Annotated in this window: 15 protein-coding genes and 2 pseudogenes; 10 read left to right on the forward strand and 7 right to left on the reverse strand. The window is 69.4% G+C overall.

Translation table 11 applies throughout. The annotated features are described in order from the left end of the window. From QIT00_RS35110 to QIT00_RS35125, 4 genes and pseudogenes are all read right to left on the reverse strand, one after another. Positions 1–541, reverse strand: a pseudogene (locus tag QIT00_RS35110) (hypothetical protein); the annotation flags it as partial. A gap of 106 nt (positions 542–647) precedes the next feature. Then, the gene (locus QIT00_RS35115; protein ID WP_282539552.1) at positions 648–914 is read right to left on the reverse strand and encodes a hypothetical protein; all 267 of its coding nucleotides are present in this window, start codon (positions 912–914) and stop codon (positions 648–650) included. Between the two features lie 47 nt (positions 915–961). Then, positions 962–1,147 (reverse strand): hypothetical protein, encoded by a 186-nt coding sequence (locus QIT00_RS35120; protein WP_282539553.1) that lies wholly within the window; start codon positions 1,145–1,147, stop codon positions 962–964. Beyond that, complete coding sequence (locus QIT00_RS35125) at positions 1,144–1,479, reverse strand: hypothetical protein (RefSeq protein WP_282539554.1); 336 nt, start codon at positions 1,477–1,479, stop codon at positions 1,144–1,146. Before QIT00_RS35125 ends, QIT00_RS35120 begins: the two co-directional genes overlap by 4 nt. A 184-nt stretch (positions 1,480–1,663) precedes the next feature. Between QIT00_RS35125 and QIT00_RS35130 the strand changes: the two genes are divergently transcribed. From QIT00_RS35130 to QIT00_RS35160, 7 genes and pseudogenes are all read left to right on the forward strand, one after another. Then, positions 1,664–3,010: a tetratricopeptide repeat protein gene (locus QIT00_RS35130; protein WP_282539555.1), complete on the forward strand. Its 1,347-nt coding sequence runs from the start codon at positions 1,664–1,666 to the stop codon at positions 3,008–3,010. A gap of 102 nt (positions 3,011–3,112) precedes the next feature. Further along, complete coding sequence (locus tag QIT00_RS35135; RefSeq protein WP_282539556.1) at positions 3,113–4,060, forward strand: LLM class F420-dependent oxidoreductase; 948 nt, start codon at positions 3,113–3,115, stop codon at positions 4,058–4,060. A gap of 9 nt (positions 4,061–4,069) precedes the next feature. Continuing rightward, positions 4,070–4,855 (forward strand): SDR family NAD(P)-dependent oxidoreductase, encoded by a 786-nt coding sequence (locus QIT00_RS35140; RefSeq protein ID WP_282539557.1) that lies wholly within the window; start codon positions 4,070–4,072, stop codon positions 4,853–4,855. 168 nt (positions 4,856–5,023) lie between these two features. Continuing rightward, positions 5,024–6,142 carry an LLM class flavin-dependent oxidoreductase gene (locus tag QIT00_RS35145; RefSeq protein ID WP_282539558.1) on the forward strand — a complete coding sequence of 373 codons (1,119 nt, stop codon included), beginning with the start codon at positions 5,024–5,026 and terminating at the stop codon, positions 6,140–6,142. 339 nt (positions 6,143–6,481) lie between these two features. Beyond that, positions 6,482–8,251: pseudogene (locus QIT00_RS35150) on the forward strand (N-acyl-D-amino-acid deacylase family protein); the annotation flags it as partial. Beyond that, entirely contained in the window at positions 8,248–9,726 is a 1,479-nt protein-coding gene (locus QIT00_RS35155) for an aldehyde dehydrogenase family protein (protein WP_282539559.1), read from the forward strand. The pseudogene QIT00_RS35150 and the gene QIT00_RS35155, both read left to right, overlap by 4 nt. A gap of 284 nt (positions 9,727–10,010) precedes the next feature. Beyond that, positions 10,011–11,576 (forward strand): APC family permease, encoded by a 1,566-nt coding sequence (locus QIT00_RS35160; RefSeq protein ID WP_282539560.1) that lies wholly within the window; start codon positions 10,011–10,013, stop codon positions 11,574–11,576. 70 nt (positions 11,577–11,646) lie between these two features. Here the strand turns inward: QIT00_RS35160 and QIT00_RS35165 are convergent, their stop codons facing one another. The 3 genes from QIT00_RS35165 to QIT00_RS35175 all read right to left on the reverse strand — a co-directional run bounded on the left by QIT00_RS35165 (position 11,647) and on the right by QIT00_RS35175 (position 13,435). Beyond that, complete coding sequence (locus QIT00_RS35165) at positions 11,647–12,315, reverse strand: YdcF family protein (protein ID WP_282539561.1); 669 nt, start codon at positions 12,313–12,315, stop codon at positions 11,647–11,649. 71 nt (positions 12,316–12,386) lie between these two features. Beyond that, positions 12,387–12,596, reverse strand: coding sequence for a DUF397 domain-containing protein (locus tag QIT00_RS35170; protein WP_282539562.1), 210 nt, complete (start codon positions 12,594–12,596; stop codon positions 12,387–12,389). After that, entirely contained in the window at positions 12,593–13,435 is an 843-nt protein-coding gene (locus tag QIT00_RS35175) for a helix-turn-helix domain-containing protein (protein ID WP_282539563.1), read from the reverse strand. The genes QIT00_RS35170 and QIT00_RS35175 overlap by 4 nt, the downstream gene beginning before the upstream one ends. 117 nt (positions 13,436–13,552) lie before the next feature. Between QIT00_RS35175 and QIT00_RS35180 the strand changes: the two genes are divergently transcribed. From QIT00_RS35180 to QIT00_RS35190, 3 genes are read left to right on the forward strand one after another with little or no spacing between them, the layout of a single operon-like run. Beyond that, positions 13,553–13,777: a hypothetical protein gene (locus QIT00_RS35180; protein WP_282539564.1), complete on the forward strand. Its 225-nt coding sequence runs from the start codon at positions 13,553–13,555 to the stop codon at positions 13,775–13,777. Continuing rightward, on the forward strand, positions 13,774–13,995 hold the full coding sequence (locus QIT00_RS35185; RefSeq protein ID WP_282539565.1) for a hypothetical protein: 222 nt from the start codon (positions 13,774–13,776) through the stop codon (positions 13,993–13,995). Before QIT00_RS35180 ends, QIT00_RS35185 begins: the two co-directional genes overlap by 4 nt. Continuing rightward, a complete protein-coding gene (locus QIT00_RS35190) occupies positions 13,980–14,297 on the forward strand; it encodes a hypothetical protein (RefSeq protein WP_282539566.1) in 318 nt (105 codons plus the stop codon). The genes QIT00_RS35185 and QIT00_RS35190 overlap by 16 nt, the downstream gene beginning before the upstream one ends. Positions 14,298–14,314: the final 17 nt, after the last annotated feature.

The raw sequence follows: 14,314 nt of genomic DNA on the forward strand, positions 1-14,314 counted from the left end.
CTAGCGAGGGGTAGTTGACTATGCCAGCGGCGTCCGCGTCCTTGCCGTGAGTGATGGCCGAGAGGGTGGCCAACGGGATGTCGCGGGCTGCGGCTCCAGGGTCGGTGACCAGCGGTACTTTGTGCGGCCCGAGGACGAGAGGGCTCAGGGTCATCGTGCGCCACTGGCGGGTGCCGATGGCGAACGGGCCGGAGGCCCACTCCACGGTGGCCTTGTCCTGGCACGTGACGAGCAGGACGAGGGGCAGTCCGTATTTGGAGTGCAGGTGTGCGGTGTAGTACGCCCAACTCGCGAGTTTGGCCTTGTCTTTCCTGCCCTGGGATTCGACGGCGAGCAGATAGCTGCCCTCGTCGCGCGTCCGCATGTGCAGCAGTGTGTCCACCCGTCGTTCCAGTGGCCTGGTCTCCGTGAGGTCGGTGGGCATCAGGGACACCTCGACGGGGTCCGGGAACGGCAGGCCCAGGGTGCGAAAGGTTCGGGAGAACACGTCGGGGATCTCCTGGAAGATCTGGTGCAGGGCTTCGTGGGGTGACCTGACCACGACGGGGACGTTAGGCGGGCCGCGCGGCATGCACCTCTGGCATATGCCTAATCAGTCACTCGATCGAGTGTGGATGGAGACCCGCCCTTGGGCTGCTGCTGCGGGGTCACAGGTAGTGCTCCCAGGTGTGACCGCCCCGGTGCTTCTCGAAGAGCCAGCAGGCGTCGCTCCCCGACGGGGTGGTGGACGGGCAGTAGGGGAGCACGTCCAGACGAGGCGGATGGCCGTCCTCCCACCGGGCCCAGGCGGCCCCCTCGCCACTGCCGGTGTCCAAGTCCCGGACCATCGCCATGTGTTCGCCGTACGGGTGGTGGTCCAGGTCGCAGACGGCCGTGCCGGGGACGGGTTCGTCGTCCACTGCGGGGTAGGCCATGGCCTGATCTCGCAGTTCCTCCGGCATGCCGGTCGCCGCGTAGCACCTCATGCGTCACCGCCCGGCGGGTCGGTCAGAGTGGCGGGCAGGAGGTCGTTGAGGGCTGCCTCCCACTCCACGCCGCCGCACAGCGGGCGCAGTTGTACACGCGGGCCCACGTGCCCCATGACCTGGCCCACGCGGTCGCGGGCGGCGTCCCAGACGGTGTCGCCGACGGCGGGCGGGGCCGTCACGCGCTCACCTCCACTCCGTGGATGAGCCGGGGGCCGATGTCCACTCCGTGCAGCGCCAGCCAGAGCTCCCGTCGCCGCGCCCGTTGCCGCAACAGCTCCTGCCATTGCTCTTCCTGCCGCCGACGTTGCTGCTCCTGTCGTCGCTCGTGAGCGATCACGTACGGGCGTACGAGCGGGGAGTCCTCGCCGCGCAGTACGGGGATGCGTACCACTGGGGCGGACACAGGGTGCGCGGCGGCCGGAGGTTCGGCGGGCAGCCGGTGCCGGCCGGGAGGGGCGGGCAGCAGGAATCGGAGCACCGATTCCAGCAGCCTCGCGATAGCGTGAGTCACGTCGTCAATTCCTTGGGTTGATGGCCATGCCCCCGGGCCGCTCCCAGTGCGGTCGCGGGGGTCTGTCGTGCGTGGCGGCTTCGTCACTCCAGGAAACTGTCTGGTCACGCAGAGCGGTACCGTTGTCGCGGGAGCCGTTTTTAAGAGCTTTAAGTTCTCGACGAGCGCGGGGAGTTGAGGGTCTGTGGGTACGCCGACGCCGAACGAAGGACTGCACCGCCTGTACCGCGAATCCGGCTGGACGCTGCGTCAGTTCGCCCAGGAGGTCAACCGCGTCGGCACGCAGCGCGGAACGCCCCTCCGGTACCGCGAGCCGTCGGTGCATCAGTGGCTGAAGGGGCACTTGCCGCGAGCGGACGTCCGGCCCTTGATTCTCGAAGCGCTCGCGCGCAGGCTCCGTCGCGCTGTCACGTACAGCGAAGCGGGCTTCCCGCCTGCCTCGGCCCATGGGCTGGCGCCCTCGAACCCAAGTACGGTGGAAGGAATCCTGGATCTTGGGAGGCGAGACATGGATCCGTCCCGCCGTGGCGTCATGGGGGCAGCACTCTTCTCCGTGGCCCTGACCGTGCCGAACTGGCCCGACGTGGTGGGCCGCATGGAAGCCGCCGGGGGTGGCGGCGTTCAGCGCATCGGGATGCCCGAAGTGAACATGGTCATCGACATGACCGAGCGGATCTCCGACCTGGACGACCAGTTCGGCGGGCGGCATGCGCGCCCCATGGCGGCGGCGTTCCTGGTCAACACGGTGTCGCCGTATCTACGAGCGGACGCGCCCGATGGCGTACGTAGGGCGATGCTGTCCGCAGCCTCGGATCTGCTGTACCTGACTGGGTACATGGCCGTGGACGAAGGGCTGCACGGCCTCGCTCAGAACTACTACCTCAAGGCCCTGGAACTGGCGGGCGCGGCCGAGGATCACCTTACGTACTGCACCACCCTGCGGGGCATGAGCGTGCAGGCGGTCGACCTGCGGCACGGTGCGAAGGCGATGGAACTGGCCGATGCCGCTGCTGCGGCTTCCCCCAACGCGGGGCCCCGTCTTCAGGCATTCCTCTCGGGGCAGCAGGCCCACGCCGCCGCGCAGATCGGCAACCGCAGTGCTGCCCTGCGGCATATCCGAGAAGCCGAGGCGTTCATGGACCGGGCAGAGGGCCGTGCCAAGGCGCTTGGCTCGTACGACCCGGCGTCGCTCAACTACCACGTCAGTCAGATGCGTTACGAACTCGGAGACGCAGAAGGTGCCGTCGAGGCGATGCAGCGGGCTGACCGGTTGCGTCCCAGTGTCTACCGGCGCACCCGCACGCATGAGCGGGGCACACTCGCCGAACGCCAATTCGCGATCGGCCACCTCGAAGCCGCCTGCACCACCTGGCACCAGGCCCTGGACGACTACCCCATGGTCCAGTCCGGCCGCGCCGACGACCGCATCAGGGCGATGTTCCGCCTCCTGCGCCCTCACCTGAAGAACGGCGCCGCGCGCGATCTCCACGAGCGGGCCCGACTGGTGACCCCGGCCTCACTCCTCGCCTGAGCCCCTATAGGAGCCGCCCAGCCCCTTGTCTGATGAACCATCAGCCCCCACGATGGCCCCCATCGTAGACATGACGATCCATCAGATCGAGGGGTTGCGGCCATGGTGGAAGCCTTCCCGCAGTGGAAGTTGTCGTACGGCATCCAACTGCCGATCCAGTCCCAGAGCACCCTCTACGCCGAACCCTGGGAAGCCGAAGCGGGCGCGGCCGACCTCGCCGAGATCGCGAGGACCGCCGACCGCAGCGGCTTCGCCTACATCGCCTGCTGCGAGCACGTCGCGATCCCCCGCCGACTCGCGGCAGCGATGAGCACCATCTGGTACGACCCCGTCGCCACCCTCTCCTTCCTCGCCGGGATCACCGAGAACGTACGGCTGCTCAGCCACGTCGCCGTCGTCGGCCTGCGGCACCCGCTCGCGAGCGCCAAGCAGTACGCCACGCTCGACCACCTCAGCGGCGGCCGGCTGGTCCTCGGTGTCGGGGCCGGGCATGTGCGCGAGGAGTTCGAGGTGCTCGGGGCGGACTTCGAGGGGCGTGGGGCTGTGCTCGACGAGACGATCGACGCGCTGCGGGCCGCGCTCGGCGAGGACGAGTACCCCGAACACCACGGTGAGCGCTACGAGTTCAGCGGGCTCGGGCAGCTGCCGCGCCCCGCGCAGGAGCGCGTGCCGATTTGGGTCGGCGGCTCCTCCGTGCCCGCCGTCCGCAGGGCCGCCACGCGCGGCGACGGCTGGCTGCCGCAGGGCGACCGGCGTACCGAACTGCCCGCGAAGATCGACCGGATCAGGGAGCTGCGCGAGGCGGCCGGAGTCGAGGCGCCGCTGACCGTCGGCACCATCGCCGAGCCGCTGTACGTGGGCGAGGCGGACTGGGACGTGGGCCGCTGGACCCTGAGCGGCAAGGCGGAGGCGATCGCCGAGTCGCTGCGCGAGTACGCGGCGATGGGCGTGCAGCAGATCCAGGTGCGGTTCCGGAGCCGTTCCCGTACCGAACTCACCGACCAGATGGCCGCGTTCGGGGCCGAGGTCGGCCCGTACCTCAACGACTAGGAGTGATCCATGGGCAAGCTGGACGGCCGTGTCGTCATCGTCACCGGGGCCGCGCGCGGCCAGGGCGAGCAGGAGGCGCGGCTCTTCGCCGCGGAGGGCGCGCGCGTGGTGCTCGCGGACGTGCTGGACGAGCAGGGCGAGGCGGTGGCCAAGGAGATAGGGGAAGGACGGGCGCGGTACGTCCACCTCGACGTGAGCAGGGAAGAGGAGTGGACGGCCGCGGTGGCCACCGCGAAGGAGGCGTTCGGGAAGGTCGACGGGCTGGTCAACAATGCGGGGATCCTCCGGTTCAACGCCCTGGTCGACACGCCTCTGGACGAGTTCATGCAGGTCGTGAACGTCAATCAGGTGGGGTGTTTTCTGGGGATACGGGCCGTGGCTCCCGCGATCGGCGAGGCGGGCGGCGGCACGATCGTGAACACCGCCTCGTACACGGCCGTGACCGGCATGCCCGCCGTCGGCACGTACGCCGCGACCAAGCACGCGATCCTCGGCCTCACCCGGGTCGCCGCGATGGAGCTGGCGGACAGCGGGATCCGGGTGAACGCGGTCTGCCCGGGCGCCATCGACACCGCCATGTCCAACCCGGCCCAGCTGGACCCGGACGCCGACCCGGCGGCGATGACGGAGGCGCTCGACGAGCTGTACCGGAAGCTCGTGCCGCTCGGCCGGGTCGGGCGGCCGCGTGAGGTGGCCGACCTGGCGCTCTTCCTGTCCAGCGAGGACTCCTCGTACATCACGGGGCAGCCGTTCGTGATCGACGGCGGGTGGCTGGCGGGGGTGAGCATCGTGTGACCGGTCCCCGGCAAGGCTCTGACCGGTCCCCGGCAAGGTTCTGACCGGCCCCCGGCAAGGCTCTGACGTGTCGTCAGGTATTGACGGTCGTCGTGTGCGGTGGAACAGTCGGGCCCGTCAGATCTGACGGTGCGTCAGGAAATTAAGGGCTAGGGGCGGTGAACTTCCTTGGAATTCGGGCTCTTTGTTCAGGGGTACGTCGGCAAGCGGGCGGAGACCGACCCGCTCGCCGAGCACAAGGCGCTGATGGAGGAGACCGAGTACGTCATCCAGGCGGACAAGTCCGGCTTCAAGTACGCCTGGGCGTCCGAGCACCACTTCCTGGAGGAGTACTCGCATCTCTCGGCCAACGACGTGTTCCTCGGCTACCTCGCGCACGCCACCGAGCGGATCCATCTGGGCTCCGGGATCTTCAACCCGCTGGCCCAGGTCAACCACCCGGTGAAGGTCGCCGAGAAGGTCGCCATGCTCGACCATCTCTCCGAGGGGCGGCACGAGTTCGGGTCCGGGCGCGGCGCCGGGTCGCACGAGATCCTCGGGTTCATTCCGGGCGTCACGGACATGAACTTCACGAAGGAGGTGTGGGAGGAGACCATCGCCGAGTTCCCCAAGATGTGGCTCCAGGAGGAGTACCAGGGGTTCCAGGGCAAGCACTGGTCACTGCCGCCGCGCAAGATCCTCCCCAAGCCGTACGGCAAGTCCCACCCCGCGATGTGGTACGCCGCCGGCTCCCCGCCCTCGTACGCGATGGCGGCGCGCAAGGGGCTCGGGGTGCTCGGGTTCAGTGTGCAGAAGGTGTCCGATATGGAGTGGGTCCTTGAGCAGTACAAGGGGGCGATCAAGGACGCCGAGCCCGTCGGGGACTACGTCAACGACAACGTGATGGTGACGTCTACGGCGATCTGCGCGCCCACGCACGAGGAGGCCGTGCGGATCGCGGCTCGCGGCGGGCTGAACTACCTGCAGTCGCTCGTCTTCCGCTACCACGACACGTTCCCTCGGCCCGAGGGCTTCCCGGTGTGGCCGGAGACGCTGCCCGAGTTCAACGAGGAGATCGTCGAACTCCTCATCGCCGAGGAGCTGTTGATCTGCGGTGATCCCGATGAGGTGCTTGCGCAGTGCGGGCGGTGGGAGCGGGCGGGGGCGGATCAGCTGTCGTTCGGGCTGCCGATCGGGATCTCCAAGGCTGACACCTTGCAGACGATTCGGCTGGTGGGTGAGCACGTGATCCCGAAGATTGACACGGATCCGGTCCATCGGACCACCCGCTTCCGCCAGGCCGCGTGATTTCTCCCCGCCCCGCCCCTTCCCGAAAGCCTGCGGCGCTTCGGGGGCCAGCCCCCGGACCCCCGCTCCTCAAACGCCGGAGGGGCTGAAAACAAGCCCCGGAGGGGCGGGTTTTCAGGGGCGCGGGGCTGTGACATTTGCGGCTCCGCCGCGGGGCGCGACCAGCCACGACGGCGCGGCAGCCGAACGACAGCTCCGCAGGATTTCGGGAAGGGGCGGGGAGGGGAATCCAAGCGCGGGGCCACGGGCATCCCGGACCAGTGACCCCGTACCTGTCCCGGCCGGAGCCCCCCGCGGCGGCCCCGGCCGGGGCAGAGCCACGTACGCAGACACGTACCGCAGACGTACCCCCAGCGAGAAAGGGACGCCATGCTCGACCACCTCATCAAGGGCGCGACCATCGTCGACGGAACCGGCGCACCCGCGTACCGCGCGGACCTCGGCATCCGGGACGGGCGGATCGCCGTGATCGCGGAGCCCGGCACCGTGACCGAAGAGGCCCGCGGCAGCGAGGACGCCACCGGCAAGGTGCTCGCGCCCGGCTTCGTCGACCCGCACACGCACTACGACGCCCAGCTGTTCTGGGACCCGTACGCCACCCCGTCCCTGAACCACGGCGTGACCACCGTCGCGGGCGGCAACTGCGGGTTCACGCTCGCCCCGCTCAACCCGCAGCGGCCCGGCGACGCCGACTACACGCGCCGCATGATGTCCAAGGTGGAGGGCATGTCGCTGGTCGCCCTGGAGGAGGGAGCGCCCTGGAACTGGTCCGGGTTCGGCGAGTACCTGGACCGGCTCGAAGGGCGGATAGCCGTCAACGCCGGTTTCATGGTGGGCCATTGCGCGCTGCGCCGGTACGTGATGGGCGAGGAGGCCATCGGTGGAAAGGCGAGCCCCGAGCAGTTGCAGACCATGCTCGACCTCTTCCACCGGGCCATGGAGGAGGGCGCCTGGGGGCTGTCCACCACCCAGTCGTCCACGCACTCCGACGGCGACGGGGCGCCCGTCGCCTCCCGGCACGCCGACCCCGAGGAGCTGCTCGCCCTGTCGCGGGCCGTCGCCGAGCACGAGGGGACGCAGCTGGAGGCGATCGTCGCGGGCTGCCTCGATCAGTTCAGTGATGATGAGATCGATCTGTTCGTGGAGATGTCCGCCGCGGCCGGGCGGCCGCTCAACTGGAACGTGCTGACCATCGACGCCGCCGTGCCCGAACGCGTGCCGCGCCAGCTCGTGCCGAGCGAGCGGGCCCGCAAGGCCGGGGGCCGGATCGTCGCCCTGACCATGCCCATCCTCACGCCGATGAACATGTCCCTCGGCACCTTCTGCGCCCTCAACCTCATCCCCGGCTGGGGCGACATCCTCGGCCTGCCCGTGCCCGAGCGGATCGCCAAGCTCCGCGACCCCGACGTACGGGCGGAGATGCTGCGCCGCGCCGACTCCAAGGAGGCGGGCGTCTTTAGGCGGCTCGCGGACTTCGGGCGGTACGTCATCGGCGACACCTACAGCCCGGAGAACGAGGGCCTTGAGGGGCGCGTCGTGCAGGACATCGCGGCCGAGCGCGGGCAGGACCCGTTCCAGTGCCTGGTCGAGATCTGCGCCAACGACGAGCTGCGTACGGTGCTTTGGCCGATGCCGCCGGACAACGACCCGGCGTCCTGGGAGCTGCGCCGGCAGACCTGGGAGCACGAGGACGTCATGCTCGGCGGCTCGGACGCGGGCGCCCATCTGGACCGCATGTGCGGGGCCCCGTACACGACGCGGTTCATCGGGGACTGTCTGCGCGGCCGGAAGCTGACCTCCCTGGAGCAGGCCGTGAAGATGCTGACCGACGACCCGGCGCGGCTCTTCGGCCTCGTCGACCGCGGCCGGATCACCGAGGGCTACCACGCGGACCTTGTCCTCTTCGACCCGGAGCGGATCGACGCGGGCAAGGCGACCCTCGTCCACGACCTGCCCGGCGACTCCCCGCGCCTCGACTCCAAGGCGATCGGCGTGAACGCGGTGTGGGTCAACGGTGTCGAGGCGCTCCGCGAGGACGTGGTGAGCGGCGCGGTGCCCGGCAAGGTGCTGCGCTCGGGCCGCGACACCCGGACGGTGAGCACCACATGACGTCCCAAGTACCTTTCCAGGAAAGCCTGTTCGTCGGCGGCGAGTGGGTCGAGCCGGACGGCGGGCACTACGAGGTGGTGAACCCGGCGAGCGAGGAGGTCGTCGGGCTGGCCCCGGAGGCCTCGCGCGCGCAGGTGCACGCGGCGGCGGCCGCGGCGCGCGCGGCCTTCGACGGCTGGTCGCGGACAAGCCCCGAGGAGCGGGCCCGCGTCCTCGACAAGGCCGCCGACCTGATCCAGCGGGACGCGGGCCCGGCCGTGCGGCTCGCCCGGGCCGAGACCGGCGCGACGACCGGCACGGCCCGCGGCATGCAGGTCGCGGTGGGCGCGGCCCGGTTCCGGCGGTACGCGAAGGGCGCCCTGGAGCCGGTCGAGGAGGCGCTCGCGCCGCAGATCACGGAGGCGGGGCCGATGGGCCCGGCGAGCGTGCTCGGCGCGCTCGCGGTACGCCAGCCGGTCGGCGTGGTCACCTGCATCACCTCGTACAACAATCCGTGGGCCAACCCGGCGGGCAAGGTCGCGCCCGCGCTCGCGATGGGCAACACGGTGGTCGTGAAGCCCGCGCCGCAGGACCCGCTGTCGGTGTACCGGATGGCGCGGGCCCTTGAGGAGGCGGGCGTGCCGCGCGGGGTGGTCAACGTCGTCTCCGGCACTTCGGTGGATGTCGGCGAGGCGGCCGTGGACTCCCCGGACGTCGACATGGTCAGCTTCACCGGCTCCACGGCCGTCGGGCAGCGCATCGCCGAGGTGTGCGGCCGGGGCATGAAGCGGCAGCTGATGGAGCTGGGCGGCAAGGGGGCGGCGCTGGTCCTGGACGACATTGACGATGCGGGCCTTGCCGCGGCGGTGCGCGGCATCGGCACGACGTACGCCTTCTACAGCGGGCAGATCTGTACGGCGCCCACGCGGGTGCTCGCGCAGCGCGGGATCTACGAGCGGCTGATCGAGAAGCTGACGGGCTACCTCGCCTTCATGAAGGTCGGCGATCCGGCGGCGCAGGGCACCGTGGTCGGCCCGGTGATCTCGGCGGCGCACCGGGACCGGGTCGAGTCGTACGTGGAGCTCGGGCGGAAGGAGGGCGCGCGGGTGGTCGCGGGCGGCGAGCGGCCGGACTTCGAGCGGGGCTTCTATGTCGCGCCCACCCTGCTCGCCGACTGCACCAACGACATGCGGGTCGCGCGCGAGGAGATCTTCGGGCCGGTGGTCGTGGTGATCCCCTTCGACGACGAGGAGGAGGGCGTACGCCTCGCCAACGACAGCGACTACGGGCTGATCGACTACGTCTGGTCCGGCGACGTGTCCCGCGCCTTCCGGCTCGCGCGCAGGCTGCGCGCCGGGGGCGTGGGCGTGAACACGGTGGGCCGGAACATGGAGGCGCCGTTCGGAGGGTTCAAGCAGAGCGGGGTGGGCCGGGACGTGGGCTCGTACGCGCTGCACGCCTACAGCGAGCTGCAGTCGCTCGTGTGGCCAGGGTGACGGGGCACCGGCGAGGGTTACGTAGCATTGGCCGAGGGTGACGGTGCGTGGGCCGAGGGTGACAGGAAAACACCGCACGGGAAAATTTTGAAACGGACATTTAGGGCGCTCCTGCGATTCCCGCATCGTGGAATTGCGGGAGTAGGCCTTGGTGTGGCGGGCCAAGGTGCGCAGGCGACCTGTGAATCGATGATCGATTACCGATTTGTATGGCCTGATTAAAGGGCGGTTACCCGGAGTTCAACCTTCCGGACATGGAAACCGCAGCACTTAACGTCCTGTTCATGACGCAGCTGGAAACCCCGCCCCAGGGCGGAGACACGGTACGGGGCGTGACCGAGGCCGGAAGCGGTGTGCGGTCCAAAGGGCTCGGCGGGAACTCCGTCGGCCTCGTCGGCAGTGCCGTCATCGGCATCTCGACCGTCGCCCCGGTCTACTGCCTCACCTCGACACTCGGCTCCACCGCGGGCGAGGTGGGCGTGCAGATGCCCGCCGTCTTCCTGGCCGGATTCCTGCCGATGCTGCTCGTGGCCTTCGCCTACCGCGAGCTCAACAAGGCGATGCCGGACTGCGGCACCTCCTTCACCTGGACCGTGAAGGCCTTCGGCCCGCGCGTTGGATGGATGTGCGGCTGGGGCCTGGTGATCGCCACGATCATCGTGCTCTCGAACCTCGCGGGCGTCGCCACCTCGTACTTCTGGCTCCTGGCCGGTGAGGTCACGGGCTCCCCGGCGATCGCGGCCCTGGACGACAGCAAGCCGGTGCACATCGTCACCTGCCTCGCCCTGATCGCCGCCGCCACCGCCATCAGCTACCGCGGCATGACGGCCACGAAGGGCGTGCAGTACGCCCTCGTCGGACTCCAGCTCGTCGTGCTCGTGATCTTCGTGACCATGGCGTTCCAGAAGGCGGGCAGCGGCGAGTTCGCCACCGGGCTCGACTTCTCCTGGTCCTGGCTGAACCCCTTCGCGGTGCAGTCCTTCGCCGCCTTCACCGCGGGCCTCTCGCTCTCCATCTTCATGTTCTGGGGCTGGGACGCCTGCCTCACCGCCAACGAGGAGACCTCCGGCAGCGAGAAGACGCCCGGCCGGGCCGCGCTCATCGCGATGGTCGTGCTCGTCGGCTCCTACCTCGCCACCGGCGTCGCCGCGCAGATGGCGGTCGGCTCGGGCGACAAGGGCCTCGGCCTCGGCAACCCGGACACGTCCGACAACGTCTTCGCCGCGCTCGCCGGACCCGTGATGGGCCCGCTGCTCGGCATCCTGCTCTTCCTCGCGGTCCTCGCCTCGGCGGCGGCCAGCCTGCAGACCACGTTCATCCCGGTCGCGCGTACGGTGCTCGCGATGTCGACGTACGAGGCGCTGCCGCCCTCGTACGCCCGCGTCCACCCCCGATTCAAGACGCCGGGCCGCGCGACGATCGTGGCCGGTGTCGCGACCGGCTTCTTCTACACGGTCATGACGCTGGTCAGCGAGCACGTCCTGGTCGACACGATCTACGCGCTCGGCCTCATGATCTGCTTCTACTACGCCCTGACGGCGTTCGCCTGCGCCTGGTACTTCCGCCGCGAACTCACCCGCTCGGTGCGGGACCTGGTCTACAAGGGCCTGTGCCCGGTCCTCGGCGGCGCGCTCCTGACGGCGGTCTTCGGCAAGACGCTGTACGACATGTGGGACCCGGCGTACGGCAGCGGATCGTCCGTCTTCGGTGTCGGATCCGTGTTCGTGATCGGCGTGGGTCTGCTCGCCCTCGGCGTGGTCATCATGATCGTCACGGAGCGGCGGAGTCCGGGGTTCTTCCGGGGGCAGGTTCTGACGAAGGACACGCCGGCCCTGGTCGTCCAGGACTGAGCGCCCAGGCCGCCGCCGGAAAGCGCTCGGCCCCGCCGCACCCTGACTTGGGGGTGCGGCGGGGCCGTTGTCATCGGAGAGTTGACGGCTCGATGGCCATGAGGCGGCTGGTGAATCCCTCGTTGCGCAGCCGGTCGTAGGCCTCCCGGACGTCGTCCGGCACGGGCAGGCTGATCATGAAGCCTTGCTCCGGGTAGATGAGGAGTCGCTGAAGCGCGCCTACGAGCATGTCGATCACCAGGCGGGCGTCCCGGATGGAGTCCACGTACTCATCGAGCGTCATCGGGGTGGAGGCACTGACGATCTCGACCTCGGGCCACAGCTTGCGGGCCGTAGCGTACGCGCGGCGCTCCTCGTACGGCTTGCTGATCAGCAGCACGGACTCCGGGTGTACGCCCGCCTCTTCGAGGACCTTCTTGGAGAACTCGATGTTCTGGCCGGTATTGCGGGCGTTGGGCTCCACGAGGACGGCTGAGCTGGGCACGCCGCGTTCCAGGGCTCGTTCGCGGTAGTGGACGGCTTCGCCGCGGGGCATGCGCTCGCGCGTCGTGGGGCTCGTGGCTCCGGTGAACACAAGCAGGGGCGCCAGGCCGCGCTCGTACAGGTCCACCGCCGTGTCGGCCACGCCGAGGTCGTGGCTGCCCAGGCCGATCGCCACTGAGCACGGCTTCAGGGTGTGGCCCATCTGGTGGTAGTCCCACAGGCGACGTACGTCGGCCCATGCCTGTGTCGAGATCATTGCTGCCCTTCCCGTCGGCCCCGCCGTTCCCCAACTCGGGTCTACGGCGGGGCTGTTGGTGCGCGGGTGGTTCAGGCGGCGCCCAGTCGGCCGTCTTTGACGCCGGTGAGGAAGTGTGAGAAAGCGTCAGTGTGGATGTTGAGGGTGGGGCCGGTGGGGTTCTTGGAGTCGCGCACGGGAACGGTGCTGCGGGTTGCGGCGAGGTTGGTGGCGACCTCTACGCACTGGCCGCCGTTGTCGCTGTAGGAGGACTTGAACCAGCGGGGGGATTCGGTCGTCACGGGGTGCCCTTTCTCAGCTGGCGGATCATGGCCACCGACTCCGCTTGGGAGAGCGATTCGGCCTGCAGTTGATGGTAGGCCTTCAACAGGGGCACTACGAACGTACTTTCCCTCTCCAGGCCGCCCCGGTGGGAGGACTCCGCGTAGGACATGAGTGAGCGGTCCGCCATCGTCAGCACAGTGACCGGAAGATTGAAGGGGCGCAGGACCCCCATGCTGAAGGGCGCGACCTGAAGCGTCGTGTTCGGTTGCTCCGCGAAGTCGATCAGGTGCGCCAACTGCGCGTCCATGGCCTCCGGTTCGCCGATGGGGCGGCGGACGCAGCCCTCGTCCAGCACGACGAAGATCTCCGGTGGATTCTTCCTGCGGTCCAGGATCGACTGGCGCTCCGCGACGACCGAGACGCGCTCGCGCGCCTGCTCCGCGGTGATCGCCCTCCGCTTGAGCGCGCTGTCCGCCAGCGCGGACGCGTACTGCGGTGTCTGGAGAAGGCCCGGTATGACGCCGACCTCGTACAGCCGGATCTCGGCGGCTCGCCCCTCGTAGCCCACGAACTCCGGGAATCCTTCAAGCAGCGAGCCGTGCTGCATCTCGCGCCACTGGCGTTCGAACGTGTCGGCGGTCCCATCGGTGCCCAGTGCACGGTCAACACTGCGCGAGAAGCGAAGAGTTGGAATCTTGCGACCAGTTTCGACGGCCGAGATGTGCGTGCTGGAGTAGTCCATCAGGATGGCCAGCTCTTCCTGCTTCAGCCCTTTCGACTCTCGCTCCCTGCGTAAGCGGGCCCCGAACGCTGCCGCTGGGCTGCTGTCCGGGTTCAGTTCCTTGATATTCACCATGCGGGCGCAACCTTTCCTGCCGCATTGACAGCTTGAATGCGATTTGACCCTAGGCCACGCTGAAGGCTCCCGGTAGTCGAATGACTACAGACAGGAGTAATTGTGTGCCCACCCCACATGCCCACCCCTGCCCCTGCGATCGGAACGCTTCTCCTGGACCTCGTCCGCGATCAACTCGGTGAGTTCCGAGGCGAATTGGGCAACCGCTGGTTCCTGCGGCCCGCGTGCGGGGGGACGGAGTGGGAGGTCGCCCCCGAGCGCACCCGGCCGGCCACCGCCGAACAGCGCTTACGTGTCGCGACCGCCCGGGCGAACGCCCGCTCCCGAGGGGAGTTGCTGTGACCGTCGATGCGCTCAAGGAGGCCGAGGAGGCCCTCGCCGAGCTGGACGCCGCCCTCGCCGCCGCCGGTGTCACGCTGCCGTCCCTCGGCGTCGACCTGGTCGCGTACACCCGTCAACAGCCGTTTGCCCTCGTCGAGTTGGGGCGCTGCAACGTCGCCACCGCCCGGGCTCTGACCGCCGCCCTGCGTGCAGGTAACACCCCATGCGTGCCCTCTTAGCCCGCGCCCTCTCCTGGGTCCCTTGGCGGCGACGCCCCGGACGGCACAGTGCGAAACACCTCGCCGCGCAGCGGGCCGCCGTACCCGTACCCGAACCCGTATCCCCGTGGGCCCGGCCGTGGACCTCCCCCTCGGCCGCGGACGTACGGGCGATCTTCCGGGACCCGCAGGTCCTCGCGCTGCCCACCCCGCAGCGCGAACGTGCGTGGGCCGCCGCGTTCGCGGAGCTGGGCGTGGACTACGACCACCCCGCAGCAGAACCCCTGGGCAGCCTCGTCACCCCCGTACGAGTTGCGGCATGACTGCCCATCGAGTCGTC

The sequence above is a fragment of the Streptomyces luteolus genome (genome assembly GCF_029968015.1).
Classification (GTDB): domain Bacteria; phylum Actinomycetota; class Actinomycetes; order Streptomycetales; family Streptomycetaceae; genus Streptomyces; species Streptomyces luteolus.